We start from the raw sequence: 25,859 nt of genomic DNA, 5'->3' as shown, positions 1-25,859 counted from the left end.
CATGAGCGTTCCCATGAGCAAGAGTCGTGCGAAGTTCGGCCGGTCGTGGTGGCCCGCGCACATCCTGGTGTGGGGGTACGCGGTGCTGCTCGCGGTGCCGCTGTACTACTTCGTCGCCTCCTCGTTCAAGTCCAATGACGCGATCTTCGGCAGTCCGCTGGCGCCGCCGACCTCGCTCGGCCTCGACAACTTCACGACGGCCTTCCGGACCGCGGGCCTCGGCACCGCGGTGGTGAACTCCGCGCTTGTGACCGTGGTGGCCCTGGCGTTGACGCTCGGGCTCGCGGTTCCGGCGGCGTTCGCGCTCGCCCGTTCCGAGGGCCGGGCGGCGTCGGTGATCGAGAAGGTGTTCTCGCTCGGGTTCCTGATCCCGACGTTCGCCGCCCTGTTCCCCACGTTCCTGCTCGCGGCCGCCGCCGGCCTGTTCCACACCCGTACGTTCATGGTGCTGCTGCTCCCGGCGACCGCGCTGCCGCTGTCGGTGGTGATCCTGGTGCAGTTCATGCGGACCATCCCGAAGGAGATGGAGGAGGCGGCGCGGATGGACGGCGCCTCCACCTTCGCGGTGCTGCGGCACATCTATACGCCGATGTGTCTGCCCGGCATCGCGACGGTGCTGCTCCTCAACTTCCTGAGTTTCTGGAACGAGTACCTGTACTCCCTCGTCCTCATCGGCCCCGACCCGGACCTGCGCACGATCCAAGTCGCCCTGCCCACCCTGAAGTCGGTGACCGGCACGGACTACGGTGTGCTGACGGCGGGCACCGTGCTCACCCTCGTCCCGGTGTGGATCGTGTACACGGTGCTGCAGAAGAGGATGCAGACGGCCCTGGTCAGTGGCGCGGTGAAGATGTGAGTGGGCTGGGAAGGCGGGCGCCGGGCAGGCGCCCCACCATCAAGGACGTCGCGGCCGAGGCCGGGGTGTCACCGGCCGCGGTGTCGAAGGTGTTCAACGGCACGGGCCGCATCTCCGAGCCCACCCGGCAGCGCGTGCAGGACTCCGCGGCCCGCCTCGGCTGGTCGCCGAACGCCGCGGCGAGCGCCCTGCGCCGCTCCCGCAGCCACACCATCGCCCTCGTGGTGCGCCGCCCCAGCGATGTCCTGGGCACGGACCCGCACTTCAGCGAGCTGATCAACGGCCTGGAGAGCGAGCTCGCGCCGCGCGGCTACGGTCTGCTCCTGCACCTCGTCGCGGACGTCGACGAGGAGGGCCGGCTGTACGAGCGGCTCGCCGCCGAGGGCCGGGTGGACGGCGCGGTGCTCACGGAGAGCCGGATCGACGACCCGCGTCCGGCCCAACTGCGGCGCCTCGGGCTGCCGTTCGTGCTGCTCGGCGGCCCGGACGGGGTGATGCTCAGCCACCAGGAGACCGGTGTCACGGAGGCCGTGGAGCATCTGCTCGCCCTCGGTCATCGGCGGATCGGCTATGTGTCCGGTCCTCCGGAGCTGGTCCACTCGGGGTTCCGGCAGGGCGTGTTCACCGATGTCCTCGCCCGGTCCGGGCTCGTCCCGGCCGCCGTGATCCCCACGGACTTCAGCGCCGAGGACGCGATCGCCGCCACGGAGCGTCTCCTCGCCCTCCCCTCCCTCCCCACCGCGATCGTCTACGCCAACGACTCGATGGCGATGTGCGGCATCGGCGCGGCCCAGCGCGCGGGCCTCTCGGTCCCCGGCGACCTGTCCGTCATCGGCTACGACGACCTGCCGCTCGGCCGCTGGCTGCACCCCCGGCTCACCACCGTCGACCAGCGGGTGACGGTGGTGGGCGCGGCGGCGGCGAGGGTGCTGCTCGCGGAGGTCGGCGAGGAGGGTGTGCCCGCACCGGACCTCACCGAGAGCCCCCGGCTCGTCGTACGGGAGTCGACGGGACCGGCAGGGCCGTAGCCCCAACTCCCCATACATTTACACCTTTTCGGCACCACCTTATGGAGCACCATGCGTCGCCACAGCGCCCAGCTGTCCCACCACCCCGCCGTCCTGCCCTGGCTCGGTGCCAACTACTGGTCCCGCACAGGCGGTCCGCTCATGTGGCGGAACTACGACCCCGCCGTCGTGCGCGAGGAGCTCCGAGCCCTGCACGAGCACGGCCTGAACATGACCCGGTCCTTCTTCTACTGGCCCGACTTCCACCCGGAGCCGCACCGCATCGACGAGCAACTCTGCGACCGGTTCCGGGACTTCCTCGACGCGCACGAGGAGCTCGGCATGGGGTCGGTCCCCACCTTCATCGTCGGCCACATGTCCGGCGAGAACTGGGACCCGGCCTGGCGCGGCAACCGTGACCTGTACGAGGACGTGTGGATGGTCGGCCGGCAGGCGTGGTTCGCGTCCGAGATGACGCGGCGTTTCAAGGACCACCCGGCGGTGACCGGCTGGCTGATCACCAACGAGATGCCGGGGTACGGCCGGATCTACCAGGTCGACCCGCCGTCCTCCGACGTGGTGACGGCCTGGGCGCAGTTCATGTGTCAGGCCGTGGTGGCGGCAGGCGCCACGCAGCCGGTGTCGCTCGGCGACGGCGCGTGGGGCATCGAGGTCACCGGCAAGGACAACGGGTTCTCGCTGCGCGACACCGACGCGTACGTGGACTTCGTCGGCCCGCACGTCTACCGCTCGGACACGGACCGGCCGCGCCAGCACTACCGGGCCGCGTTCGAGTGCGAGTTGGCCGCGGTCACGGGGAAGCCGGTGATCCTGGAGGAGTTCGGCCTTTCCACGGACACCGTGTCCGCGCGCAACGCGGGCGTCTACTACCGGCAGACGTTGCACAACTCGCTGCTCGGCGGGGCCACCGGCTGGATGGCCTGGAACAACACGGACTACGACGACCTGTGGGAGCAGTCGCCGTACGACCACCACCCGTTCGAGATGCACTTCGGGATCACGGACAGCGCGGGCCGCCCGAAGGAGCCACTGCGTGAACTCGCCGCGTTCGCCGAGGTGTTGAAGGACGTGGACTTCCCGCGCTGTCGGCGCACGGACGCGGGCGCGGCGCTCGTGGTCCCGGCGTTCCTGGAGAAGGGCTACCCGTACAGCCGCCCCGCCGACCGGCCGCTGATCTTCAGCTCGCTCCACCAGGGTTACGTCGCCGCGCGCGGCGCGGATCTGCCGGTGGGCTTCGTCCGTGAGGTCGACGGGCTGCCGGAGGCCGGTGACGTACAGCTGTATCTGCTGCCGTCGACACGGCAGTTGACGACGCGGACGCGGCGCGGTCTGGAGCAGCGGGCGCGCGAGGGGGCGACGGTGTATCTGTCGTTCTGCTCCGGCGAGCATCCGGGGACGCGCGGGCCGTGGTTCCACGACCTGGACGGCTTGTTCGGGGTCGAGATGCAGCTGTCGTACGGGGTGGCGGAGCCGATCGAGGACGACGAGCTGGCCATGACGTTCACCGAGGACTTCGGTGGTGTGCGGGCCGGTGAGACGCTGCGTTTCCCCGTCGCGGGGAACGAGGACAGCCGCGCGTGGCTGCCGGTCGTGCCGGACGGCGCGCGGGTCGTCGCGACGGACGCGCACGGCCGTCCGGCGCTGCTCGTGCACGAGATCGGCGCAGGCCGGGCGGTCCTCGCCACGTACCCGCTGGAACACATGGCGGCGCGGACCGCGCAGGTGAACCCGGAGCAGACGCACCGGCTGTACGCGGCGCTCGCCGAGGTCGCGGGCGCGGCCCGGCCCGTGACCGTGGACACGCCGCTGGTCAGCGCGGACACCCTCGTCCACGAGGACGGGCGGCGGTTCCTGTGGCTGGTCAGCCAGGCGGACGAGGAGCTGACGGTGCGCCCGTCCGACCGACTCGGCAAGCCGCTCGACGAGGTGACGCTCGCACCGTACGGGGTGCGGGTCCTCGAACTGGACACGGAGGCCTGACCCATGGAGCTGTATCGGGACGCGGACGCGCCGGTCGCCGACCGGGTGCGTGACCTGCTCGACCGGATGACGCTCACGGAGAAGGTCGGCCAGGTCAACCAGCGGATGTACGGCTGGGACGCGTACGAGCGCACGGCACAGGGGCACCGGCTCACGGGCGCCTTCCATGAGGAGGTGGCGCGGTTCGGCGGGATGGGCGCGCTGTACGGCCTGCAACGGGCCGACCCGTGGTCCGGTGTCACCTTCGCCGACGGGATCACGGCGGCGGACGGGGCGCGGGTCGCGGACGCCGTGCAGCGGCATGTCGTCGAGAACACGCGGCTCGGCATCCCCGTCCTGATGGTGGAGGAGGTGCCGCACGGCCACCAGGCCCTCGACGGCACCGTGCTTCCGGTGAACCTGGCGGTCGGCGCCACCTGGGACCCGGACCTGTACCGGGAGACGGCGGCGGCCGCGGCGGCCGAACTGCGGGCCCGTGGCGGGCACATCGCGCTCGTGTCGGCGCTCGACCTGGTGCGGGACCCGCGCTGGGGCCGCGCCGAGGAGTGCTTCGGCGAGGACCCGTACCTGGCGGCGCGGCTCACCGAGGCCCTGGTGGAGGGGATGCAGGGCACGGGTGACACCATCGCCGCGGACCGGGCGGCCGTCGTGCTCAAGCACTTTGCCGGGCAAGGGAGTTCGGTGGGCGGGCGGAACAGTGCCGCGACCGAGATCGGCGCCCGTGAGCTGCACGAGATCCATCTCCCGGCGGCCCTCGCGGGCGTGCGGGCGGGGGCGGCGGGCGTGATGGCCGCCTACAACGAGTTCGACGGCCTGCCGTGTGCGGCCTCGCGCGACCTGCTCACCGGGCTGCTCCGCGAGCGCTGGGGCTTCGAGGGCCTGGTGATGGCGGACGGCTGCGCCCTCGACCGTCTGGTGCGGCTGGCCGGCGACCGCCCGTCCGCGGCGGCGCTCGCGCTGTCGGCGGGCACGGATCTGAGCCTGTGGGACGGGGTGTTCCCGGAGCTGGGGACGGCGGTGGAGCGTGGTCTCGTCCCGGTGGAGACCCTCGACGCGGCGGTGGCCCGCGTCCTGACGCTGAAGTTCCGGCTCGGCCTCTTCGAGCACCCCTCCGTCGCCGAGGCACCCGAACGGGCGGCTGATACACGGGAGTTGAGTGAGCGGATCGCCCGCGCGTCGATCACGCTCCTGCACAACGACGGGGCGCTGCTCCCCCTCGGGCCCGACAAGAAGCGCATCGCCGTCATCGGTCCGAACGCCGACTCGATCCCGCAGCAGATCGGCGACTACACGTCGCCGCAGCGGCCGGACAGTGGTGTCTCGGTGCTCGCCGGGCTGCGGGAGACCGGCGCGGACGTGTCGTACGCGCGCGGCTGTGACCTGGTGGGCGACGACCGTTCGGGGATCGCGGAAGCCGTGGAGCTGGCCGCCTCGTCCGATGTCGCGGTGCTCGTGCTCGGCGGTTCCAGCGCCCGCGAGCACGACACGCGCTTCGACGACAACGGCGCCGCGGTCATCACCACCGGCAACCCGACGGAGATGACCTGCGGCGAGGGCGTCGACCTCGCCGACGTCCGGCTCGGCGCCGGGCAGCGGGCGCTCGCCGAGGCGGTGGCGGCGACCGGCACACCGTGCGTGGCGGTGCTGATCCAGGGCCGTCCGCACGCGGTGCCCGAACTCGCGGACGGGGCAGGGGCGTTGGTGAGCGCCTGGTATCCGGGCCCGTGGGGCGGCCGGGCCGTCGCGGACGTGCTCCTCGGCGTGTGCGAGCCGAGCGGACGGCTGCCCGTCTCGGTGCCCCGCTCCTCCGGCCAGCTCCCCGTTTTCTACAACTCCAAGGACCACGGCTTCCGCGGCTACGTGGACGAACCCGGCACCCCGCTCTACCCGTTCGGGCACGGACTGTCGTACACCACCACCGAGTTCGGCGCGCCGCGCGTCCGCGACGGGGTGTGCGAGGTCGAGGTCGTCAACACCGGGGAGCGGCTGGTCCGCGAGACCGTGCAGCTGTACGTGCGCCGGGTCGGCGGCGGGACGTCCTGGCCGCGCGTCCGTGAGCTGCGCGGCTTCCGGCGCGTGGACCTGGGGCCGGGCGAGAAGGCCACGGTCGCCTTCCCCCTGGACGACACCGTCCTGGCCTCGGTGACACGGTCCTTGGACCTGGCCGTGGAACCGGGCACGTACGAGATCGAGACGGGCCGCTCCTCGGACTCCACGCAGGCCGTGACGCTGATCGTCTGACCGGCGCCTGCGCGCGGGAGCCCAGCTCACCGGCTCCCGCGCGTCAGCCGCGGCGCACCGCTCCGAGCTGTGCCCGGTCGAGGCCGGGCGCCGCGAACCGCCGCGCCACCGTGCGCAGGACGCGCGCCATCGCCTGCGCGGGCGGCGTCGCGGGCCGGGACGTGGAGCGGGCGAGGAGGATGCGGCGGGTCGGCGCCGCGACGTCGGAGGCGAAGGGCAGGAGCCGGACGTCGCTGCGCCGGCTGGTGAGGGCGAGCCGGGGCGCAAGCGCGATCCCGAGTCCGGCCGCGACCATGGCCTGCGCTTCCTGGTAGTCGTGCGAGGCGTAGGTGATACGCGGTTCGAAGCCCGCCTGACGGCAGCTGCGCCGCAGCACGTCGGCGACGGGGTGGTTGTCCGCGCGGATGATCCACTCCTGGTCGGCGAGGCCGCCGAGGTGCACGGGCGCGTGGGCGCGCAGCGGGGAGTCGGCGGGGACGACAAGCACCGTGGGGTCGTCGAGGAGATGCGTGAGCGTGAGCGCCGGGTCGTCGACCCTGTTCCACTCGTAGTCCCACAGCAGCGCCTGCTCCACCTCGCCCGTGTGCAGCATCTCGCGGAGTTCGGCGAGCACGCCCGCCCGCACCTCGATACGGATGCCGGTGTGGCTGCGGCGGAACTTGGTGAGCGCCAGCGGCAGCAGCGACGCGCTCGCCGTGGGAAACGAACCGAGCTGCAGCGTGCCCTGGTCGAGGGCGGCGAACGAGTGCAGGTCGGCCTCGGCGGCGCGCAGCTCACGGCGGACCGCGCGGCCCCGCTCGGCCAGCGCGGCGCCCGCGGGGGTGGGCCGGATGCCGCGGGGCAGCCGCTCCACGAGGGGCTGGCCCGCCTCCTGCTCCAGGAGCGACATCTGCTGGGAGGCCGCGGAGGTGGTCATGCCCAGCTCCTCCGCGGCCGCGGTGAGCGAGCCGCGCTCGGCGGCCTCGGTGAGGAGCAGCAGGCGACGCACGTTCAGCATGGGTCCAATGTAGCTGACTTTAGCGCAGCTAAACCCGAGTGAAGTGAACTGCCATTGTCCCCAAGTCACACCTCTGCGATGGTCTTGGCAATCGCCGGAACTTCCCGTTCCGCCGGCGTTCACCACTGATCAAGGAAGAGCCTCAGACGTGCACATCCCTGCGACCCTTGTGCGTGGCGGCACCAGCAAGTGCTGGCTGTTCCACCAGGTCCATGTCCCCGCGGACCGCGACGAGTTGGCGCGGATGCTGGTCGCCGCGTACGGCGCGGCGGACCCCGTGGAACTGGACGGGGTCGGCGGCGCCACCCCCACCACTTCCAAGGCGGCGATCGTCAGCGCCTCGCCCGAGCCGGGCGTCGACATCGACTACCTCTTCGCCCAGGTGGGCATCGGCGACGCCACCGTGGAGTGGACGAGCAACTGCGGAAACTGCGCCACGGGCGTCGCCCTGTACGCGGTGGCGAAGGGCATGGTGCCGATCGCCGGCGACCGGACCCGCGTGGTCATGCGCAACAGCAACACCGGCGCTGTCCTCGAGGGAGTCGTGGACACCACGGGTGGCGTGGTGCAGCACTTCGGACGGCAGACCGTTCCGGGCACGCGGGCCGGTGGTGTCGCCGTCGACCTCACGTTCCGCGACCCGGCGGGCGGCACCACGGGCGCCCTGCTCCCGACCGGGCAGGCCACGCAGAAGCTGCCGCTCCACGACGCCGACCCGGTCCTCGTGAGCATGGTGGACGCCGGAGCCCCGGTGGTCCTCGTCGACGCCGACGGGGCGGGGCGGAGCGGCTCCGAGTCCCTGGACCGGGTACGCACCGATGTGCCGTGGCTGCGCGCGGTCCGGCATGCCGCGGCGCCGTTGATGGGTCTGGTCGAGCCGGGCCATGCACCCGGTGACGCGGTGCCGAAGGTGGGGCTCGTCGGGGCCCCGGTGCCGTACACCACGACGCTCGGCGAACAGGTAGCGGCCGAGGACTACGACGTGTCGGTGCGCATGCTCAGCATGAACGCGCCGCACCCGGCGATCGGCCTGACCTCCGCCGTCGCCCTCGCCGCCGCGGGCCTCGTGCGGGGCTCCGTGGTCCGCGGGGTCGCGGCCGCCCGGGACGACGGCTGGCTGCGGCTCGGCACCCCGGCGGGCGTGGTGGCGGTCCGCTGCTCCGACGTACGGGACGGCCTGCCGGGCCGGGTCACCGTACGGCGCGCCGCGCGACTGCTCGCCGACGCCCGGATCTACGTACCCGGAACCGGCGAGCCGCAGGCCGCCTGACCGGGACGCACGAACACACCCCACCCCCCGCACCTCACCGCCGGTCCCCGACCGTACGACCCTGTCCCCACCGCACCAAGGACAATGATGTCTGCTGAAGTGATATCCATAGGCGCCCTGTTGGTGATGTTCGTGGTCGGCACCGTGCTGCCGATCAACCTGGGCATCCTCGCCTTCGTCGCGACCTTCGTGGTCGGCACCGCCTCCCTCGGCCTCACGCAGGAGGAGATCTTCGAGGGGTTCCCGGTGGATCTCTTCGTGACGATCGTCGGGGTCACCTATCTGTTCTCCGTCGCCCGCCGCAATGGCACCATCGACTGGCTCGTCACCGCGGGCGTGCGGATGGTGCGGGGCAAGGTGGCGCTCATTCCGTGGGTGCTGTTCCTGGTCGCGGCGCTGCTGACGGCCTTCGGCACGTTCACCCCGGCCGCGGTCGCGCTCCTCGTTCCGATCGGCATGAACTTCGCCCACCGGTACAAGCTGAACCCGCTGGTCGTCGGCATGATGGTGATCAGCGGCGGCCACGCGGGGGCGTTCTCGCCGCTCGCCGTCTCCGGGGCGCTGGTGCTGGGGGTCGTCGACAAGACCTCGCTGCAGGTCTCCCCCGTGACACTGTTCACCGCCAGTTTCGTGATCAACCTGGTGCTGTCGGCGGTGACCTACGCGCTCCTCGCGAAGCGCCCCGCTCCGCTGGCCGAGGACACGGACGCGACGCCCGAGGACCCGGACCTGGCCGTCTCCGGCATGCCGGACTGGCGTCAGTGGCTCACCCTCGGCGCCCTGGTCGTCCTGGTCGTCGGCGCGCTCGGCTTCCACCTGGAGATCGGGCTGTTGGCGCTCGCGGCGGGCGCGCTGCTCGCCCTGGTGGACATGAAGCGGCAGGAGAAGGCCGTGGACGGGATCAGCTGGTCGACGCTGCTGCTGGTCGCGGGGATGATGACGTACATCGCCATGCTGGAGAAGGCCGGCATCATCGAGAACATCTCCGAACACGCGGCGGGCCTGGGCGCCCCGCTCTTCGTCGCCCTGCTGCTGTGCTTCACCGTGGCCATCACCTCGGCCTTCGCCTCCTCCACGGCGATCATCACCGCGATCATCCCCGTCGCCGTCCCGCTGCTGCTGTCCAGCCACCTCAACGCCGCGGGACTGATCGCCGCGCTCGCCGTCTCGACGACGATCGTGGACACGTCCCCCTTCTCCACCAACGGCGCGCTGGTCCTGAGCAACGCCCGCGGGGTCGACGCCCGCCGCTTCTACCGCCAGGTCATCAGCTACACCGGCGGCATCGTGGCCCTCGGTCCCGTGGTCGCCTGGGGCGCGCTGGTCCTGCCCTGGTCATAGCTCGCGGACGGCCCGAACGGCTGCGTGTCGGGCACGGGTTCGGGCCAATCCGGCGCGGGTTGGTACAGCGCCGACCGGGTGCGTGCAGCGGAGCGGCGCTGGATGCGGGTTCCCAGGTCGGCGCGTCGCCTTCGCTGGGCCAGCGACAACCGTGGCCGACGCCTGGGACGGCTCGACGGCGGCCGCCGCATGGCGGGCCGGATACCACCCCACCGGGGAGGCGATTCAGCTGCGGACTCTCCCCTGACCAACGCACCGCGACCTCGCGGACGGCTGCCGCGAGGTCGTGGTGCGTGGTGCATGGTGCGCGGTCACAGGCTGCGGGCGGTGATGTCCCCGTGGCTGGTGGTCGCGTGGATGGTGAGCTGGGCCTTCGCACCTTCGGAGTTCGTCAGCGAGTTGTTGATCCGGCCGTAGCCGGTGCCCGCGTCGAGGGTGGCGGAGACACCAGGGGCGGCGTCGACCGTCACGTTGCCCATCTGGGTGCTCAGGTCGAGCGCGCCCGATGTGGCCTCGGCGATACGGATGTCACCCTTCTGCACCTTGATCTCCGCGGGGCCGGTCAGCCGGCCGACCGTGACATCACCGACGGAGGAGGACAGCCGCACGCTCGCGGCCTCGTCGATCTTCACGGTGCCGTGCGCGCCCTCGCAGACGAGCTCGCCGAGCCGTCCGACGCCGCGGAACTCGACGGCGGCGGAGACGGCCTCGACGCCGGATCCGGCGGGCAGTTGGACCGTCACCTCGATGGCGCCGGACGCGCCGAGGAGCTGGTTCTTCGCGGCCGGGGCGTCGACCCGCAGGACCCCGTCGGCGAACTCGACGGTGGTCTGCTCGGCGGCCTTCACGTCGCGGCCCTTCGAGGAGTCGGCCGGCCGGACCTCGACGGTGGTGTCGGCGCGGTCGGCGGCGATGATCTGGACGCGCCCGGCGGAGAGGCGCAGGACGGCGGAGATGGCGGCGGGGGTGTCGAACTTCTGCATGGTGTGCTCCTTGAGCTGTCGTCGTTGCGTTGCTTCGTTGCTTCTTTGTTTCTTCGTTGCGCTGTTTCCGATGAGTGAAAAGCTACGTTGCGTTTCATGATCGAGCAACATCCGCATTGCACTGTAAAGACTTAACCCCAGGCCAGCACGGTAATTTCATTGCAACGAGTAGAGATCTAACGCAACAGAACGCGCGGTTCCGTTGCATTGGGGTGGCGGTGAACGCTACGCTGCCGTGCGTCAGGTCCACGCAGAAGACGGAGAGGTGCTCGCGATGCCGGGAGGCCGACTCACCCAGCAGGAACGGCAGCAGATCTCGCTCGGACTCGCCGACGGGCTCGCCTACGCCGAGATCGCCCGCCGCCTGGAGCGCCCCACCTCGACCATCACCCGCGAGGTGATGCGCAACGGCGGGCCCACGTCCTACCGTTCCGACCTCGCCCACCGCGCCACCGAACGCCGCGCCCACCGCCGCAAGCAGGCCGTCCCGCGCGGGCCCGCGCACGCTCCGGGCCGGGACGACGAGGCGGTGCGCGAGTACGAGGAGACGTTCACGACCCTCCTCATGCAGCAGGGCATGCCCAAGATGACGGCGCGCGTGCTGACGTGCCTGTTCACCAGCGACGCCGGGAGCCTCACCGCCTCGGACCTGGTGCAACGCCTGGACGTCAGCCCGGCGTCCGTCTCCAAGTCGATCGCGTTCCTCGAGGACCAGGGCCTGATCCGGCGCGAGCGGGACGCGGGGCGTCGCGAGCGCTATCTCGTCGACGACGACGTCTGGTACCAGTCGACGATCGCGAGCGCCCGCGGCACCGCGCGGATCGCCGAGGTCGCACGGCAGGGCGTCGGCATCCTCGGCCGTGAGTCCCCGGCCGCCGCGCGGCTCGAGAACATCGCCCGCTTCAGCGATTTCATCAGCGAGAGCATGCTGCGCGCCGCCGACCAGGTGCGCGACATCCTGCACACGAAGCCGGAGACAGGTGGGGACGCGGCGGACCCGGCCGACTGACCCTTCGGGGATACGGTGATCATCCGGCCTCGCCCACGCGAAGAGGAGCACACGTGCAGGAGGAGCAGAAGGCGCAGAGGGAGCAGAGGGAGCCGCAGGATCCGTCGACGCAGATCGAGTACATCGGCGCCGACGAGCTGACGAAACTGCTGCCGCCCCGCGAGGCGGTCACCGCGATCCGTGAGGCACTCATCGGCGGCCTCGACCCGGCGACCGCGGGACCACCCCGCTCGATCCTCGAACTCCCGGAGGAGCAGGGCCAGTTGCTCGCCATGCCGTCCGCGTCCGCGTTCGGCGTCGGGGTGAAGGCGATCTCGGCCGTCCCCGCCAACGCCGACCGCGGCCTCCCCCGCATCCAGGGCGTCCACCTCGTCTTCCGCCCGCCGTCCTACGCACCCGCCGCGGTCGTCGACGGCGCGGCGCTGACCACGCTGCGTACGCCTGCCGTGTCGGTGGCGGCGGTGCTGCCGCTGCTGACCCGGCCGGGGCGGCGGTGGCAGGTCGTGGTGTTCGGCGCGGGGCCTCAAGGGATCGGTCACGTAAGGACGTTGCGGGATGTCGGCGCCGAACTGGCCGAGGTGACGTACGTCGTACGGGATCCTTCGCGGGTGGATCCGGCACTGGTCGGGGACGACCGGGTGGTGGCCACGGCGGACGGTGATGCATGGGTGCGGCGCGCCGACCTCGTCGTGTGCGCGACGCCTTCCGCCACCCCGCTCTTCGACTCGGCCCTCCTTGGCAACGACGCCGTCGTGCTGGCCGTCGGTTCGCACGACGCCGACGCCCGCGAGGTGGACTCGGCCCTGACGGCCCGCGCCCAGGTGATCGTGGAGGACCCGGACACGGCGCTGCGGGAGTGCGGCGACATCGTGATCCCCGTGGCGGAGGGCGTGTTGCCGGTGGCGCGGCTGCTCCCCATGGCACGGGTCGTACGCGACGAGTCGCTGTACGCCACCGACCGGCCCGTGCTGTTCAAGGGCTCGGGCATGGCCTGGCAGGACGCGGTGGTCGCGGATGCGGCGGTGCGCGCTTCGGACGGCCGTGTCGGTCCTGCCGCTTCGGACAATCGCGTCGGACCTGCCACTTAGGACGACCGTGTCAGTCCCGCCGGTCGAACTTGAGGTCTCCTCTCGTCACCGTGCGGATGTGCCCGCTCGCGAGCATGTCGTGCGGGTAGCCGAGTTCGATGGCGCTCGCCTCGTCGAGGCGCGACAGGTGGGCGTCGGTGAGGTCGACCTCCAGGGCGCCCAGGTTGTCCTTCAACTGCTCGGGGGTGCGGGCGCCGATGATCGGTGCCGTCACACCGGGGTTCCGCAGCGTCCAGGCGAGGGCGATCTGGGCGGGTGTGCGGCCAAGGTCGGCGGCGACCTCCCGTACCGCGTCGGCGATGGCGAGATTGCGTTCGGTGAGGGTGCCCAGCGCGAGGTTGAAGTTCCTGCGGGTGCCGTCGGCCTCCGACGGGCGGAGGTCGTCGCGGCCGTACTTACCGGTGAGCACGCCGCCGCCGAGGGGCGAGTAGGGAATCACCCCGAGGCCCAGCTCGCGTGCCATGGGGATCAGGTCGCGCTCCCCGCCGCGCTCGATCAGGTTGTACTCGATCTGGAGCGCGACCAGGGGCGACCAGCCGCGCAGCTCGGCGATGGTCTGCATGCGGGCCACCTGCCAGGCCGGCGTGTTGCAGATCGCCACGTAGAGGATCTTGCCCTGCCGGACCAGGTCGTCCAGGGCGCGCAGGGTCTCCTCGATGGGCGTCGTGTCGTCCCATACGTGGAGGTAGAGGACGTCGATCCGGTCCGTGTCGAGCCGGCGCAGGCTCTCCTCCACCGCGGCGAACAGGTTCTTGCGGTGGCTGCCGCCCGAGTTCGGGTCGCCGGGCGTGCGCAGCGTCGTGTACTTCGTCGCCAGGACCAGGCTGTCGCGCCGGTCGCGGGCGAAGGCGCCCAGCAGGCGCTCGGAGCTGCCGTTGGTGTACGTGTCGGCGGTGTCGACGAAGTTCCCGCCGCGCTCGACGTACAGGTCGAACAGCTTGCGCGCCTCGTCCCGCTCGGCGCCCCAGCCCCATTCGGTGCCGAAGGTGGCGGTGCCGAGGGCCAGCGGGGAGACCCGGAGGCCGGAGCGGCCGAGCAGCCGGTAGGTGTCGAGGGTGAGGGACATCGTGTGGTTCTCCTGGTGTACGTGTGCTGCGGTGCACGTGTGCTGCCGTGCTCCTCTATTGCGCTGAGCACGTGTGCTGCTGACGGGAACCAGGCTCCGTCCATCGCCGGCCGCGCATAAGGGAAGGGCGATCCTGGGAACGCCGGTCCCACCCTCGTTGTTGCAACGACCATGACGACGCACACCGTGGACACCGCGCAGGAGCTGGCCGCCTTCCTGCGCGCCCGGCGCGAGCGGCTGGATCCGCGCGCGCTCGGCCTGCCGCCGCGGCGCGGGACCCGCCGGACGCCGGGGCTGCGTCGCGAGGAGGTCGCCGAGCTGGCCGGGGTCAGCGTCGACTACGTGGTGCGCCTCGAACAGGCCCGCGGGCTGCGGCCCTCCGCGGACGTCGTAGAGGCGCTCGCCGGCGCGCTGCGCCTGTCCCCCGTCGAACGGTCCTACCTCTTCGACCTGGCCCAGCAGCGCCCCCGCACCGCCACCGAGCCGTCCGCCACGGCGGCGCCCTCCCTGGCCCGTCTGGTCACCGACCTGTCGCCGCTGCCGGCGATGCTGATGAACCACCGGTTCGACATCCTGGCCTGGAACCGTGAGATGGCGGACCTGCTCCTGGACTTCGACACCCTGCCGCCCGCGCGCCGCAACGCGATGTGGCTGTGCCTGATGCATCCGCGGATCCGCGAGTTCTACGTCGACCGGGACCGCGTCCTGCGGGAAGGGGTCGCGCACCTGCGCTCCGCGTGGGCCGCGCATCCCGAGGACCGGGCGCTGAGCGACCTCATCGCCGAGTTCCTCGCGGGGGACGAGACGTTCGCGCGGCTGTGGGCCGAGCGGGACATCCAGGTCAACGGTCGGGGTGACAAGGCGGTACGGCATCCTGAGGTGGGTGTGATCACGGTGCGGTTCGAGGTGCTCATGCCCGTGCAGGACCCGGATCAGCGCCTGCTGATCTTCCGCGCGGCGGACGAGGACAGCCAGTCGGCACTGGACCGGCTGTCCGCACGGACCACGGCTCCGTAGACATCCACAGGCATTCGCAGAAAGGCACGTTTTGATCACTCTGGAAGACGTCGAGTCGGCAGCCCGGCGCATCGACGGGCGCGTACGGCGCACCCCGCTCATGGAGGTGGCTCCGCAGGAGCTCGCGCCGACGGCCGGGCGGGCCTGGCTCAAGCTCGAACTGTTGCAGCACACCGGCTCGTTCAAGGCCCGCGGCGCCTTCAACCATCTGCTCACCGCGGCGGACCGGGGCCTGTTGACCGATGCCGGGGTGGTCGCCGCTTCCGGTGGCAACGCGGGGCTCGCCTTCGCGTACGCCGCCGCCGAACTGGGCACTCGCGCCCAGGTGTTCGTGCCCGAGACGGCGCCCGCCGTGAAGGTGGCCAAGCTGCGCGAGCTGGGCGCGGACGTGGTGCAGGTCGGCGTGAAGTACAACGACGCCTACGAGGCGGCGACCAAGCGGGCCGCCGATTCGGGCGCCCTGTTCTGTCACGCCTACGACCAGCCCGCGGTGTGCGCGGGGCAGGGCACGATCGGCCTCGAACTGTGGGAACAGACCGCGGGCGAACTGGACACGGTGCTGGTGGCCGTCGGTGGCGGCGGGCTCATGTCGGGGGTGGCCACCGCTCTGGCGGGCCGGGCCCGGGTCGTCGCCGTCGAGCCCACGAGCGCGCCGACGCTGCACGCGGCGCTCGCCGCGGACGGGCCGGTGACCGTGCCCGTCTCGGGCGTCGCCGCGGATTCGCTCGGCGCGAGCCGGATCGGCGACATCGCCTTCGCGGCCGCCCGCGCCGCGGACGTCGAGTCGGTGCTCGTGACCGACGACGCCATCGTCCGGGCGCGCCGTGCGGTCTGGGACCGGTACCGGGTGGTCGTCGAGCACGGCACGGCCGCGGCCGCGGCGGCCCTGTCCTCGGGCGCGTACCGCCCCGCGCCGGGTGAGCGGGTCGCCGTGCTGCTGTGCGGGGCGAACACGGATCCGTCGGACCTGACGGGTGAGGTCGCGCCCACTCACTGACGGGACAACGCGCCCGGCCGTGCCGAGGCGAGCCGGGCCGGGTCAGCTCGGCGGGGTGTATCGGCCGTCGATGGCCGTCCAGCCGCCGTCCACGAAGAGTTGACTGCCCGTCACGAACGACGACGCGTCGGAGGCCAAGTAGACGACGGCACCCGCCAGTTCGTCGGGGCGGGACCAGCGGCCCAGGGCGCTCTTGGAGGCGTACGCGTCGGACCACTCCGGGACCGCGCGGATCTGCGCGGTCAGCGGGGTCGACACGACGCCCGGCGCGATGGTGTTCACGCGCACGCCGGACGGGCCCAGTTCGGCCGCCGCCGTGCGCGCGAGCTGGACGAGGCCCGCCTTGGTCGCCGCGTACACGCCCTGGCCCGGCTCCACGGTCACCGCGCGGATCGAGCTGAAGCCGATGATGCTGCCCCGGCCGCGCTCCGCCATGCCCCGGCCGAACGCCCGCACCAGGTCGAAGGAGGCGCGCAGGTTGAGCGACACGACCCGGTCGAACTCCTCCGACGTATAGTCGAGGAGGCGCTTGCGGACGTTCGTCGCGGCGGTGAAGACGAGGACGTCGACCGGGCCGAGCTCGTCCGCCGCGCGCGTCACCGCGTCGGTGTCCAGGACGTCCAGGGCGTACGCCGACATGCCGGGGGCCAGCGACGCCGACTCCTCGGCCGCCTTCAGGTCGCGGTCCGCGCACACCACCTGCGCGCCGTGCGCGGCCAGCGCCAGGGCGCTCTCCCGGCCGATGCCGCCGCCCCCGCCCACCACGACCGCCTTGCGCCCGTCGAGGCGGAACAGGCCCGCGTAGTCCGTGGGTTGTGTCGGTTCCTGCGTCGTCACCGTGTCACCGGTCCTTCTTCGTCGTGCTCGGGCGGATCACTGCCATGCGGGTCACCGTCAGTTCGTCGATCGCGAACCGCGGCCCCTCGCGGCCCGCCCCCGAGTCCTTCACGCCGCCGTACGGCATGGTGTCGGAGCGGAAGCCGGGGACCTCGTTGACGACCACGCCGCCCGCCTCAAGCCGCTCCACCGCGGCGAACGCGGTCTCCAGGGACGCGGTGTAGACGCTGGCATGGAGTCCGTAGCGCGAGTCGTTGACCAGGGCGAACGCCGCGTCCATGTCCGGGACCGAGCGCAGGCACACCACCGGACCGAAGATCTCCTCGCTCCAGACGGCGAGATCGGGGTCCGGGTCGAGCAGGAGCGTCGGCTCCAGCACGCCGCCCGTCGCCCCGCCGCCGACCGCGAGGGTCGCACCCGACTTCACCGCTTCCTCGACCCACGTACGTACGCGGCTCGTCGAGCCCTCGTCGATGAGGGCCGAGACACGTGTCTCGGGATCGCGCGGGTCACCCGTCACGATCCCCGGGATGCGCTGCTTCAGGAGCGCCACGAACTCCTCACGCACCGCCGCCTCCACCATGACCCGCTGCACACTGATGCAGGCCTGCCCGGACGCGTAGTAGCCGCCGCGCACGACGGCGTCCGCCGCCGCGTCGAGGTCGGCGTCGGCGGCCACCAACAGGGCGGCGTTGGAGCCGAGTTCGAGAAGGGTCTTGGTGGGGGCCGCATCCTTGGCGATGCGGTGGCCGACGGCAGCGGAGCCGGTGAAGGAGACCGCGCCGATCCTGCGGTCCGTGGTGAGCGTCTCGCCCACCTCCGGGCCTCCGGTGACCAGTTGCACCGCCGCCCGCGGCGCCCCGGCCTCGTACAAGGCCTCACGCAGCAGGTGCACGAGCCACAGCGTGGCCAGCGGAGTCTGCGGGGCGGGCTTGGCGATGACCGGGCAGCCGGCGGCGACGGACGGCGCGAGCTTGTGCGCGGCGAGCAGCAGCGGGTAGTTGAACCCGGCGATGCCGACCACGACACCGATCGGCTTGCGGGTCCAGAAGCCGAGCAGTCCCTCGCCCGAGGGCAGCAGGTCGAGCGGCACCGTCTCGCCGTGCAGCCGGGCCACTTCCTCGGCGGACGTGCGCAGCGTCAGGAGCGTGCGGTCCACCTCCACCCGGCAGTCGACCAGGGGCTTTCCCGTTTCCAGGACGAGGAGGTGCTCGAAGTCGGCGCGGCGGGCGGCGATCGCGTCGTGCGTCGACTGCAGGGCCGAGCTGCGGACGTGCGAAGGGAGCGCGCCGACCCGGGTGCGGACCGCGACCGCCTCGTCCAGCGCCCGCCGGGCCAGCGCCGTGTCGCCGACGGGCGCGCGGCCGATGACCGACCCGTCGTACGGGAAGCGCACGTCGTCGCTCACGGGGGCGGGCAGCCAGGTGTCTCCGACGGGCAGGCCCTCGGGGAACTCCTTCGTCAACGAGCTTGTGGCGGAGTCCGGTTCGGGGTGTGCGTTCACGAGTGGTGCTCCTGGTTGAGGTCGGCCGCCGTCACTCCCGCAAGCGCCTTCTCCAGCGTGGGCACGGCGGCGATCATCCTGCGGGTGTAGGGGTGTTGAGGGTTCTCGTAGACCTCCTCGGTCGGCCCGCTCTCGACGATCTCGCCCGCCCGCATGACGGCGACGCGGTCGCACACGTGCCGCACGACGGACAGGTCGTGGGAGACGAAGACGAGGGTGAGGTCCAGCTCGTCGACGAGGTCGGCGATGAGGTTGAGGACCTGGGCGCGCACGGACACGTCGAGGGCGCTGACCGGCTCGTCCGCCACGATGATGCCCGGACGCGGGGCCAGGGCGCGGGCGATGGAGATGCGCTGGCGCTGGCCGCCGGAGAACTGGTGCGGGTAGCGCCGCGCTGCATCCGCGCCCAGGCCCACGGATTCGAGGAGTTCGGCCACCCGCTCCTTGCGGTTGCCGATGCCCTGCGCGACAAGTGGCTCCGCCACGATGTCGCCCACCTTCATCCGCGGGTCGAGCGAGCTCATCGGGTCCTGGAAGACGAGCTGGAGGCGTTCGCGGACGAAGCGGAGCTGCCGCTCCCGGAGCCGGGTGATGTCCCGGCCGTCGATCTCGACCGTGCCGCTCGTCGGCTTGTCGAGCCCCGCGAGGATGCGCAGCAGCGTCGACTTGCCGCACCCCGACTCCCCCACGATGCCGAAGCTCCCGCCGTGCGGCACGGAGAAGCTGACGCCGCGCAGCGCGTGCACGGGCGGTGCGGGGGTGCGCAGCGAGGCGCGCGGCCGGTGGTAGTCGCGGGTGACGTCGGTGACGCGGAGGGCGTCGGTACCGGTCTGGCCCTCTCCACCGGCCTGTCGCTCTCCACCGGTCTGCTGCTCAGCCACGGCCGGCCTCCTGGTGGTCGGGGGTGTGCGCATCCGCGTGCGCCGTCGGTACCGGGTGGAAGCACGCGTAGCCGGAGTCGGGGCCCGTCGAGGTCCACTCGGGGCGGGTCGCGCACTGCTCGGTGGCCGCGGTGCACCGGTTGCGGAAGACGCATCCGGCGGGGAAGCCGCCCGCGGGCGGCACCGAACCGCCGATGGTGGCGAGCCGGCCGCGCTCGTCGACGGCCGTCAGGTCGGACGCGCCGATCAGGCCCTTCGTGTAGCGGTGCCTCGGGCGCGTGAACACCTCGCGTACGGGCCCTGATTCGACGACCCGGCCGCCGTACATGACCATGACGCGTTCGCAGGCGGTGGCGACCACGGCCAGATCGTGCGTGATGAACAGGAGCGCCGAACCACGCTCCTTCACCCCGCGCACGATCAGGTCGAGGACGCGGGCCTGCACGGTGACGTCGAGTGCCGTGGTGGGTTCGTCGCAGACCAGCAGCGCGGGGTCGTTGGCGAGGGCAATGGCCAGGACGACGCGCTGGCGCTGGCCGCCGGAGAACTGGTGCGGGTAGGCGCGCGCGGCGGCCGCCGGGTCGGGAAGGCCCACCTGGTCGAGGAGTTCGACGGCTGCGGCGTGGGCGGAGGCGCGGTCGGGCCGGGTGCGGTGGACGAGCAGCACTTCGGCGATCTGGCGGCCGATCCGCATCGTGGGGTTCAGGGCGGTCATGGGCTCCTGGAACACCATGGCGATGTCCTTGCCCCGTACGCCGGACATCCGCGCCTCGTCCGCCCCGACCAGCTCGTGCCCGACGCCGGCGAGCCGCACCGACCCGGTGGCGCTCAGCCCTTCGGGGAGCAGGCCCATGAGGCTGAGCGAGGTCAGTGACTTGCCGGAGCCGGACTCGCCGATGAGGCCGACGCGTTCACCGGAGCGGATGGTGAAGTCGACGTCCTCGACGAGCGGCCGGCCGTCACCGGTGGTCACGTCGAGCCCGCGGACTCTCAGTACGTCGTCGGTCTCGGCAGCGGCGGTCATCGGCGGTCCTCCACCTTGGGGTCGAAGCGGTCGCGCAGCCCGTCGCCGAGCAGGTTGAATCCGAGGACGGCCACCGCGATCGCGAGGCCGGGGAAGACGGCGAGCCGCGGCGCGGTGCCGAGCAGTTCCTGGCTCTCCTGGAGCATCCGGCCCCAGGACGGGGTGGGCGGCGGGGTGCCGAAGCCGAGGAAGGACAGCGCGGCCTCGGCGAGGACGGCGATGGCGAAGCCGACCGAGGCCTGCACGATGATGAGGCTGCTGACGTTGGGCAGTACGTGCCGCAGCGCGATGGCGAACGGCCTGCGTCCGGCCGCTCGGGCGGCCATCACGTACTCCGTGCCCATCACCTGGAGGGTGCCGCCGCGGATCAGGCGGGCGAAGCCGGGGATGGAGGCGATGCCGATGGCGACCATGGCGACCCCGGTCCCCGCGCCGTAGACGGCGGCGAACATGATGGCGAGCAGCAGGGCGGGGAACGCGAGGATCAGGTCGTTTCCGCGCATCAGGAGTTCGCCGGACCAGCGCGAGCCCATCCCGGCGAGGATGCCCAGCGGGACTCCGACGACCGCGGCGACGCCGACCGCGACCAGGCCGACGTAGAGCGTCGTCCGCGAGCCGATCATGATCTGGCTGAACACGTCGCGGCCGAACTTGTCGGTGCCGAACCAGTACTCGGCGGACGGGTCCTGCATCCGCACGGCGGGGTCGACCAGCGTCGGGTCGTGCGGCGTCCAGAGGAAGGACAGCAGGGCCACGGCGACCACGAGCGCGACGACGGTCCCGCCGACGAGGAGGGAGCCGGGCAGCGGCCTGCGGCGGCGACGTACCGCCGCGCCGGCGTCCAAGGCGTTCGAAGCAGCCATCACCCACGCACCCTGAGTCGAGGATCGATCAGCAGATAGGCCAGGTCGACGAGGAAGTTCACGAGCAGCACCGCCGCCGCGATGATCATGACGACGTCCTGTACGACGATGAGGTCCCGGCCTGCGACGCTGTCGAGCAACAGGCTACCGAGGCCGGGGATCACGAAGACCCGCTCGATGACGACGGCGCCCACGAGGAGCGTCGCCAGTTGCAGCGCCAGGACGGTGACCACGGGCACGGACGCGTTGCGCAGTCCGTGCCGCACCAGTGCCTTCATCGGGCGCAGGCCCTTGGCGCGGGCGGTGCGCAGGTAGTCCTCGCGCAGCACGTCGAGCACGGAGCTGCGGACGTAGCGGGTGAGGACGGCGGCCTGCACGAGGCCGAGGGAGAGCGCGGGCATCAGGAGCTGTTTGAGGAAGAGCACCGGATCGTCGGCCGGTGGTGTCCAGCCGTTCGCCGGCAGCCAGCCGAGCCCCACCGCGAACACGGTGATCATCAGGATGCCCGCGAGGAACGCCGGTACGGCGACGCCCACTTGGGACAGCGCCGACAGGACGAGCCCCGAGGGTTTACGGTGCCGGACCGCCATCAGCGTGCCCAGCGGCACCGCCACGATGACGGCGATCACCATGCCAGTGCCCACTAGCCACAGGGTGACCAGGAGGCGGTCGGCGAGCTGCGGACCGATCGGCGTATGGGAGATGTACGAGTTGCCGAGGTCGAAGGTGACCAGGTCGTGCAGCCAGCCCAGGTACTGGTCGAGGAGGGAGCGGTCGAGGCCGAACTGCTCGCGCAGTTGGGACACCGCGGAGTCGGACGCGCCGGTCCCGAGGGCGACGCGCGCGGGGTCACCCGGCAGCACCGCCATGAACGCGAACACCACGACGGAGCTCACGAACAGGCTCGCCAGCAGGATCGCGATCCGCTGCACCAGACGGACGATCATCGGCTCAGGCCGCCTTTCAGGACCCGTCGGTCCGGCCGGACCGGCTCAGGCCGGTGAGGTCCAGGGATTCGGTGACGCTGTTGACCGGCAGTCCCGTGATGTCCGCGTCCGCCACCATCAGGTTCGGCAGCAGGAACAGCCAGTCGGCGGCGGCGTCCTTCGAGAGCGTGCGGGCGGCCTCGCGCATCGCGGAGATCTGCTCCTTCTGGCTGCCGGTGTCCGCCTTGGCCAACAGCGCGCGGAACGCGGGGCTGTCGTAGCGGGTGTAGTACTTCTTGTCTCCGAACACGGCGGGCATGTCGCGGGGTTCGACATGGGACATGATCGTCATGTCGTAGTCGGCGTTCTTGAACACCGTCGACAGCCAGGCCGCGGGGAATTCCAGCTGGCTCAACTCGACCTTGAATCCGGCCTGTTCGAGCTGGCTCTTGACGACGGTTCCGCAGGCGGCGGCGTACGGCAGCGTCGGAATCCGCAGCCGCAGGGTGCGTCCGGCCTCACCCGACTCCTTGAGGAGCCTGCGCGCCTTGTCCCGGTCGTACGGGTACAGGTCGGTGAGGTCCTGGTACCAGGGGTCGGTCGGCGGCACCATGCTCCCGATGAGCTTGCCGCGCCCGCCCCAGCAGGTGTCGACGAGGGCCTTGTGGTCGATGGCGTGGCGGACGGCCTGCCGGGCCTTCCTGCTCTTCATGGGCCCTGACCCGTTGTTCAGCGAGAGCATCACCTCGCCGTTCGTCGAGCCTTCGATGACGCGGTACTTGGGGTTGTTCTCGAAGCGGTAGAGGGAGTCCGGTGACTGCATCGCGCCGATGACGTCGATGGTGCCCGTGAGCAGCGCGTTGTTCATCGCCGTCGGGTCCTTGAAGTACTTGAGGGTGACCGTGTCGAAGTGCGGCGCCGGGCCCCAGTAGTCGTGGCGGCGGGCGAGCGTGATGGAGTCGCCGCGGTTCCACCTCTTCAGCTCGTACGGTCCGGTGCCGACGGGGTCGGTGGCCAGCTTGTCGACGCCGGTGCGGCTGAACATCGCGCCCGTGCGGGTGGTCATCCGGTACAGCCAGTCGTTGCTGGGCCGCTTCAGCGTCACCTTCAACTCGTCGGCGGCGACGGCCCGTACGCGGTCCACGACGCTCATCTGGGCCTTCAGCGCCACGGTCCACTTGGGGACGACGCGCTCGATGGAGAACTTGGCGTCCTCGGCGGTGAAGCGTGCGCCGTTGCTGAACTTCGCGTTCTTGGTGAGGTGGAAGGTGTACGTCCTGCGGTCCTTCGACAGCTCCCACGACCTCGCGAGCGAGGGCCGGATCCTGCCGTGCTGGTCGAGCTTCACCAGGTTCTCGTAGACGTTGTAGAGCAGCGCCTGGGGGATGGCGGCGCCGTCCGTCTTCGTGAAGTCGAGATTGGCGGGTTCGGCGGTGACGCCGATGGCGAGGGAGTCGCCGGGGCCTTCCGGGCGGGATCCGGCGGCGGTCGAACCGGCGGAGCAGGCCGTGGCCAGGAGCAGAAGACAGCAGGCCAGCGCGGAGGCGGCCGTCCGGGCGGGGTGCCCGAATCGTCGGTCCTTGCTCATGCACGACACCTTCCGCCGTAACTGGCCTGACCAGTAAGCTCACTTGACAGGTACCGTGACGACTGAGGGAGTACCTGTCAAGAGGGCGGCGCGTGTTCCAGTGGAGAGATGCCTGACGCCTGTCCAGTGGAGTGGGTCCCGTCCAGAGGAGAGGGTGCGGATGTTCACCGAACAGAACCTGGCCACCATGTCCGCCGTCGAGATGACCGCCCGCTTCGCCGATCGCACGGTGTCACCGGTCGAGGTGCACGACGCCGTGCAGTCGGTGATCGAGGCGCGCGAGGGTGTGCTGAACGCGTTCTGGGTGCGGGACCCCGCCGAGTCCCGCAAGGCGGCGGAGGCGAGCGAGGCGCGCTGGGCGGCCGGAGAGCCGCTGGGGCCGATCGACGGCGTGCCGGTGACGCTCAAGGAGAACATCGCCCGCAGAGGCGTCCCGATGCCTTCGGGCAACGCGGGAGTGGAGCCGGTCGTGCCCGAGCGGGACGCGCCGATCACCGAACGGGTCCTGGAATCCGGCGGGTTGGTTCTCGGCTCGACCGTGATGCCGGACTGGGGCATGCTCTCCTCCGGCGTCTCCAGCCGGCACGGCATCACCCGCAGTCCCTGGAACCCGGCCTGGACGACGGGCGGTTCGAGCTCCGGGGCGGGGGCGGCGGCCGCGGGCGGGTACGGGCCGCTGCACGTCGGCTCGGACATCGGCGGCTCGATCCGGCTTCCGGGTACGTGGCTCGGCCTGGCCACCCTCAAGCCGAGCGACGGCCGAATCCCCTTGGACACCCCGTACTTGGGACGCGTGGCGGGCCCCATGGCACGCACGGTCGCGGACCTGGCCCTGCTCATGCGGGTCCTGAGCACGCCCGACCCGCGCGACTGGACGAGCCTGCCACCGCAGGACATCGACTGGTCACAGCCGACCGGGGACGTGCGCGGACTGCGCGTGGGCCTGCACCTGGACGCGGGTTGCGGAGGCCCGCGCGATCCGGAGGTGGTGGAGGCGGTGCGCCGGGCGGCGGACGTCTTCGCGTCGGCGGGCGCGACGGTCGAAGCGGTGTCGCCGTTTATGTCCCAGGAACTCCTGGACGATCTCGACCTGTTCTGGCGGGTGCGCTCCTGGAACGACCTCCGCAAGCTGTCCCCCGAGGCCGCACTGCGCGTCCACCCGTACATCATGGGCTGGTGCCGCGAGGGCGCCGACGTGCCCGGCACCCGGGTGCTCAGCTGCTACCAGCAGATCATGCGGATCCAGGCCCAGACGGTGGCGGCGACGCTTCCGTACGACATCATGCTCTCGCCGGTGGCGCCCGTGTCGGCGTTCGCGGCGGAGCAGCCGATGCCGTTCATGGAACCGGGGAAGACGATGTCGCACATCGGCTTCACCGCCCCGTACAACATGTCGGGCCAGCCCGCCGCGACGGTCAACTGCGCCTTCACGGCGGACGGTCGGCCCATCGGCGTACAGATCTCGGGACGCCGCTTCGACGACCTGGGCGTCCTTCAGGCCGCGGCCTGGTACGAGCGGAACCGGCCGGCCGAGGCGATCCCCCAGTGGCCGGACGACGCGCCGCTGGCGCTGGAAGGGGAGGCTCCGTGACGCCGGAGGGGGCACGCTTTCAGCAGGTCGCGCCGGTACGGCTCTACCAGCGCATCGTCGAACAGATCGAGCAGGCGATCGCCTCCGGCGACCTGAAGCCGGGTCAACGCCTCCCGAGCGAACGCGAATTGGTCAGCCAGTTCGGCGCGAGCCGCCCCACGGTGCGCGAGGCGCTGCGCGTCCTGGAGAGCAACGGCCTCATCCGCTCCCGCCACGGCGATCCGCACGGCCCGGAGATCCTGCCGTTCACCACGGCGGGCCTGGCCAAGGAGATGACGCGGCTCGCCCGCTTCGACACCATCTCGATGGCCGAGCTGATCTCCTTCCGCATGATCCTCGACGGCTCGGCCAGCCAACTCGCGGCACGCCTGCGCACGGACGACGAACTCTCCGCGATGGAGGCGACAGTGACGTCGATGTCGCACGCCATCGACGCGGGCTACGAGGAGTTCAGCAAGGCGGACGTGGCGTTCCACGAGGTGGTGGCGCGAGCCAGCCGCAACGCACTGATAGAGGTCTCCAACCAGGTCGTCCGCGGGGCGGTCCTCACCCTGATCGCCGACAAGGTCGCCCACGCCGACAACCGCCAAGCCCTGATGCACACCTCCCTCCGCCACCACCAGGAGGTCCTGGAGGCCATCCGCACCCGCGACGGCCTGGCAGCGGCCCGCATCTCACGTCGCACGTTGTACGACTACTACGCGGGGTATGTGGCGGAGGAGGAGCGGGGGCCGTTGCTGGCGTTGGTGGAGGCAGAGGGGGCCTGAGAGCC

The 25,859-nt window shown here is 71.6% G+C and carries 22 protein-coding genes; 12 read left to right on the top strand and 10 right to left on the bottom strand.

Annotation, left to right across the window (positions count from 1 at the left end; all coding sequences use genetic code 11):
- Window positions 1-13: 13 nt before the first annotated feature.
- From ACYSUO_RS16625 to ACYSUO_RS16610, 4 genes are read left to right on the top strand one after another with little or no spacing between them, the layout of a single operon-like run.
- Window positions 14-856 (top strand): carbohydrate ABC transporter permease, encoded by an 843-nt coding sequence (locus ACYSUO_RS16625; RefSeq protein ID WP_461776904.1) that lies wholly within the window; start codon window positions 14-16, stop codon window positions 854-856.
- 5 nt (window positions 857-861) lie between these two features.
- Window positions 862-1,884 carry a LacI family DNA-binding transcriptional regulator gene (locus ACYSUO_RS16620; protein ID WP_461777006.1) on the top strand — a complete coding sequence of 341 codons (1,023 nt, stop codon included), beginning with the start codon at window positions 862-864 and terminating at the stop codon, window positions 1,882-1,884.
- Window positions 1,885-1,935: 51 nt separating this feature from the next.
- A complete protein-coding gene (locus ACYSUO_RS16615) occupies window positions 1,936-3,864 on the top strand; it encodes a glycoside hydrolase 5 family protein (RefSeq protein WP_461776903.1) in 1,929 nt (642 codons plus the stop codon).
- Window positions 3,865-3,867: 3 nt separating this feature from the next.
- On the top strand, window positions 3,868-6,105 hold the full coding sequence (locus ACYSUO_RS16610; RefSeq protein WP_461776902.1) for a glycoside hydrolase family 3 N-terminal domain-containing protein: 2,238 nt from the start codon (window positions 3,868-3,870) through the stop codon (window positions 6,103-6,105).
- 43 nt (window positions 6,106-6,148) lie between these two features.
- Here the strand turns inward: ACYSUO_RS16610 and ACYSUO_RS16605 are convergent, their stop codons facing one another.
- The gene (locus ACYSUO_RS16605) at window positions 6,149-7,102 is read right to left on the bottom strand and encodes a LysR family transcriptional regulator (RefSeq protein ID WP_461776901.1); all 954 of its coding nucleotides are present in this window, start codon (window positions 7,100-7,102) and stop codon (window positions 6,149-6,151) included.
- Between the two features lie 148 nt (window positions 7,103-7,250).
- On the opposite strand from ACYSUO_RS16605, the gene ACYSUO_RS16600 reads away from it, so the two are divergent.
- Together ACYSUO_RS16600 and ACYSUO_RS16595 are read left to right on the top strand one after the other, a co-directional pair.
- The gene (locus ACYSUO_RS16600; protein WP_461776900.1) at window positions 7,251-8,372 is read left to right on the top strand and encodes a PrpF domain-containing protein; all 1,122 of its coding nucleotides are present in this window, start codon (window positions 7,251-7,253) and stop codon (window positions 8,370-8,372) included.
- Window positions 8,373-8,456: 84 nt separating this feature from the next.
- Window positions 8,457-9,713, top strand: coding sequence for an SLC13 family permease (locus tag ACYSUO_RS16595; protein WP_461776899.1), 1,257 nt, complete (start codon window positions 8,457-8,459; stop codon window positions 9,711-9,713).
- A gap of 311 nt (window positions 9,714-10,024) precedes the next feature.
- Here ACYSUO_RS16595 and ACYSUO_RS16590 read toward each other — a convergent pair whose 3' ends face one another.
- Window positions 10,025-10,696 (bottom strand): DUF4097 family beta strand repeat-containing protein, encoded by a 672-nt coding sequence (locus ACYSUO_RS16590; protein ID WP_461776898.1) that lies wholly within the window; start codon window positions 10,694-10,696, stop codon window positions 10,025-10,027.
- 274 nt (window positions 10,697-10,970) lie between these two features.
- Between ACYSUO_RS16590 and ACYSUO_RS16585 the strand changes: the two genes are divergently transcribed.
- Both ACYSUO_RS16585 and ACYSUO_RS16580 read left to right on the top strand, forming a co-directional pair.
- Window positions 10,971-11,705, top strand: a complete 735-nt coding sequence (locus tag ACYSUO_RS16585; protein WP_461776897.1) for a GbsR/MarR family transcriptional regulator — start codon at window positions 10,971-10,973, stop codon at window positions 11,703-11,705.
- Between the two features lie 53 nt (window positions 11,706-11,758).
- Window positions 11,759-12,793: an ornithine cyclodeaminase family protein gene (locus ACYSUO_RS16580; RefSeq protein WP_461776896.1), complete on the top strand. Its 1,035-nt coding sequence runs from the start codon at window positions 11,759-11,761 to the stop codon at window positions 12,791-12,793.
- 10 nt (window positions 12,794-12,803) lie between these two features.
- On the opposite strand, the gene ACYSUO_RS16575 is transcribed toward ACYSUO_RS16580, so the two are convergent.
- A complete protein-coding gene (locus ACYSUO_RS16575) occupies window positions 12,804-13,859 on the bottom strand; it encodes an aldo/keto reductase (protein WP_461776895.1) in 1,056 nt (351 codons plus the stop codon).
- Window positions 13,860-14,030: 171 nt separating this feature from the next.
- Here ACYSUO_RS16575 and ACYSUO_RS16570 point away from each other — a divergent pair, with 171 nt between their 5' ends.
- Both ACYSUO_RS16570 and ACYSUO_RS16565 read left to right on the top strand, forming a co-directional pair.
- Window positions 14,031-14,876 carry a helix-turn-helix transcriptional regulator gene (locus ACYSUO_RS16570; RefSeq protein WP_461776894.1) on the top strand — a complete coding sequence of 282 codons (846 nt, stop codon included), beginning with the start codon at window positions 14,031-14,033 and terminating at the stop codon, window positions 14,874-14,876.
- Between the two features lie 31 nt (window positions 14,877-14,907).
- The gene (locus ACYSUO_RS16565; RefSeq protein ID WP_461776893.1) at window positions 14,908-15,873 is read left to right on the top strand and encodes a threonine/serine dehydratase; all 966 of its coding nucleotides are present in this window, start codon (window positions 14,908-14,910) and stop codon (window positions 15,871-15,873) included.
- A gap of 42 nt (window positions 15,874-15,915) precedes the next feature.
- Here ACYSUO_RS16565 and ACYSUO_RS16560 read toward each other — a convergent pair whose 3' ends face one another.
- The 7 genes from ACYSUO_RS16560 to ACYSUO_RS16530 are packed head-to-tail and all read right to left on the bottom strand — an operon-like array spanning window position 15,916 to window position 23,496.
- Entirely contained in the window at window positions 15,916-16,710 is a 795-nt protein-coding gene (locus ACYSUO_RS16560) for an SDR family NAD(P)-dependent oxidoreductase (protein WP_461776892.1), read from the bottom strand.
- 4 nt (window positions 16,711-16,714) lie between these two features.
- Complete coding sequence (locus ACYSUO_RS16555; protein WP_461776891.1) at window positions 16,715-18,214, bottom strand: aldehyde dehydrogenase family protein; 1,500 nt, start codon at window positions 18,212-18,214, stop codon at window positions 16,715-16,717.
- Complete coding sequence (locus ACYSUO_RS16550) at window positions 18,211-19,095, bottom strand: ATP-binding cassette domain-containing protein (RefSeq protein ID WP_461776889.1); 885 nt, start codon at window positions 19,093-19,095, stop codon at window positions 18,211-18,213. The genes ACYSUO_RS16555 and ACYSUO_RS16550 overlap by 4 nt, the downstream gene beginning before the upstream one ends.
- The gene (locus ACYSUO_RS16545; protein ID WP_461776888.1) at window positions 19,088-20,119 is read right to left on the bottom strand and encodes an ABC transporter ATP-binding protein; all 1,032 of its coding nucleotides are present in this window, start codon (window positions 20,117-20,119) and stop codon (window positions 19,088-19,090) included. Before ACYSUO_RS16545 ends, ACYSUO_RS16550 begins: the two co-directional genes overlap by 8 nt.
- Entirely contained in the window at window positions 20,116-20,982 is an 867-nt protein-coding gene (locus ACYSUO_RS16540) for an ABC transporter permease (RefSeq protein ID WP_461776887.1), read from the bottom strand. Before ACYSUO_RS16540 ends, ACYSUO_RS16545 begins: the two co-directional genes overlap by 4 nt.
- The gene (locus ACYSUO_RS16535) at window positions 20,982-21,929 is read right to left on the bottom strand and encodes an ABC transporter permease (protein WP_461776886.1); all 948 of its coding nucleotides are present in this window, start codon (window positions 21,927-21,929) and stop codon (window positions 20,982-20,984) included. The genes ACYSUO_RS16540 and ACYSUO_RS16535 overlap by 1 nt, the downstream gene beginning before the upstream one ends.
- A gap of 16 nt (window positions 21,930-21,945) precedes the next feature.
- Window positions 21,946-23,496 carry an ABC transporter substrate-binding protein gene (locus tag ACYSUO_RS16530; RefSeq protein WP_461776885.1) on the bottom strand — a complete coding sequence of 517 codons (1,551 nt, stop codon included), beginning with the start codon at window positions 23,494-23,496 and terminating at the stop codon, window positions 21,946-21,948.
- Window positions 23,497-23,656: 160 nt separating this feature from the next.
- Between ACYSUO_RS16530 and ACYSUO_RS16525 the strand changes: the two genes are divergently transcribed.
- On the top strand, window positions 23,657-25,087 hold the full coding sequence (locus ACYSUO_RS16525) for an amidase (protein ID WP_461776884.1): 1,431 nt from the start codon (window positions 23,657-23,659) through the stop codon (window positions 25,085-25,087).
- Window positions 25,084-25,854: a FadR/GntR family transcriptional regulator gene (locus tag ACYSUO_RS16520; RefSeq protein ID WP_461776883.1), complete on the top strand. Its 771-nt coding sequence runs from the start codon at window positions 25,084-25,086 to the stop codon at window positions 25,852-25,854. Before ACYSUO_RS16525 ends, ACYSUO_RS16520 begins: the two co-directional genes overlap by 4 nt.
- The last annotated feature ends 5 nt before the right edge of the window (window positions 25,855-25,859 follow it).

This window comes from Streptomyces sp. UC4497, from assembly GCF_054871485.1.
The sequence above is the reverse complement of the archived record's forward strand: the minus strand, read 5'-3'. Positions and strand labels throughout refer to the sequence as shown.

Bases quoted from the DNA above. Each gene is read 5' to 3' on its own strand.
- ACYSUO_RS16610 (WP_461776902.1), top strand. From the start codon at position 3,868: ATGGAGCTGTATCGGGACGCGGACGCGCCGGTCGCCGACCGGGTGCGT.
- ACYSUO_RS16605 (WP_461776901.1), bottom strand. From the start codon at position 7,102: ATGCTGAACGTGCGTCGCCTGCTGCTCCTCACCGAGGCCGCCGAGCGC.
- ACYSUO_RS16545 (WP_461776888.1), bottom strand. From the start codon at position 20,119: ATGACCGCCGCTGCCGAGACCGACGACGTACTGAGAGTCCGCGGGCTC.
- ACYSUO_RS16615 (WP_461776903.1), top strand. From the start codon at position 1,936: ATGCGTCGCCACAGCGCCCAGCTGTCCCACCACCCCGCCGTCCTGCCC.
- ACYSUO_RS16540 (WP_461776887.1), bottom strand. From the start codon at position 20,982: ATGGCTGCTTCGAACGCCTTGGACGCCGGCGCGGCGGTACGTCGCCGC.
- ACYSUO_RS16575 (WP_461776895.1), bottom strand. From the start codon at position 13,859: ATGTCCCTCACCCTCGACACCTACCGGCTGCTCGGCCGCTCCGGCCTC.
- ACYSUO_RS16530 (WP_461776885.1), bottom strand. From the start codon at position 23,496: ATGAGCAAGGACCGACGATTCGGGCACCCCGCCCGGACGGCCGCCTCC.
- ACYSUO_RS16595 (WP_461776899.1), top strand. From the start codon at position 8,457: ATGATGTCTGCTGAAGTGATATCCATAGGCGCCCTGTTGGTGATGTTC.
- ACYSUO_RS16590 (WP_461776898.1), bottom strand. From the start codon at position 10,696: ATGCAGAAGTTCGACACCCCCGCCGCCATCTCCGCCGTCCTGCGCCTC.
- ACYSUO_RS16585 (WP_461776897.1), top strand. From the start codon at position 10,971: ATGCCGGGAGGCCGACTCACCCAGCAGGAACGGCAGCAGATCTCGCTC.
- ACYSUO_RS16570 (WP_461776894.1), top strand. From the start codon at position 14,031: ATGACGACGCACACCGTGGACACCGCGCAGGAGCTGGCCGCCTTCCTG.
- ACYSUO_RS16525 (WP_461776884.1), top strand. From the start codon at position 23,657: ATGTTCACCGAACAGAACCTGGCCACCATGTCCGCCGTCGAGATGACC.
- ACYSUO_RS16625 (WP_461776904.1), top strand. From the start codon at position 14: ATGAGCAAGAGTCGTGCGAAGTTCGGCCGGTCGTGGTGGCCCGCGCAC.
- ACYSUO_RS16535 (WP_461776886.1), bottom strand. From the start codon at position 21,929: ATGATCGTCCGTCTGGTGCAGCGGATCGCGATCCTGCTGGCGAGCCTG.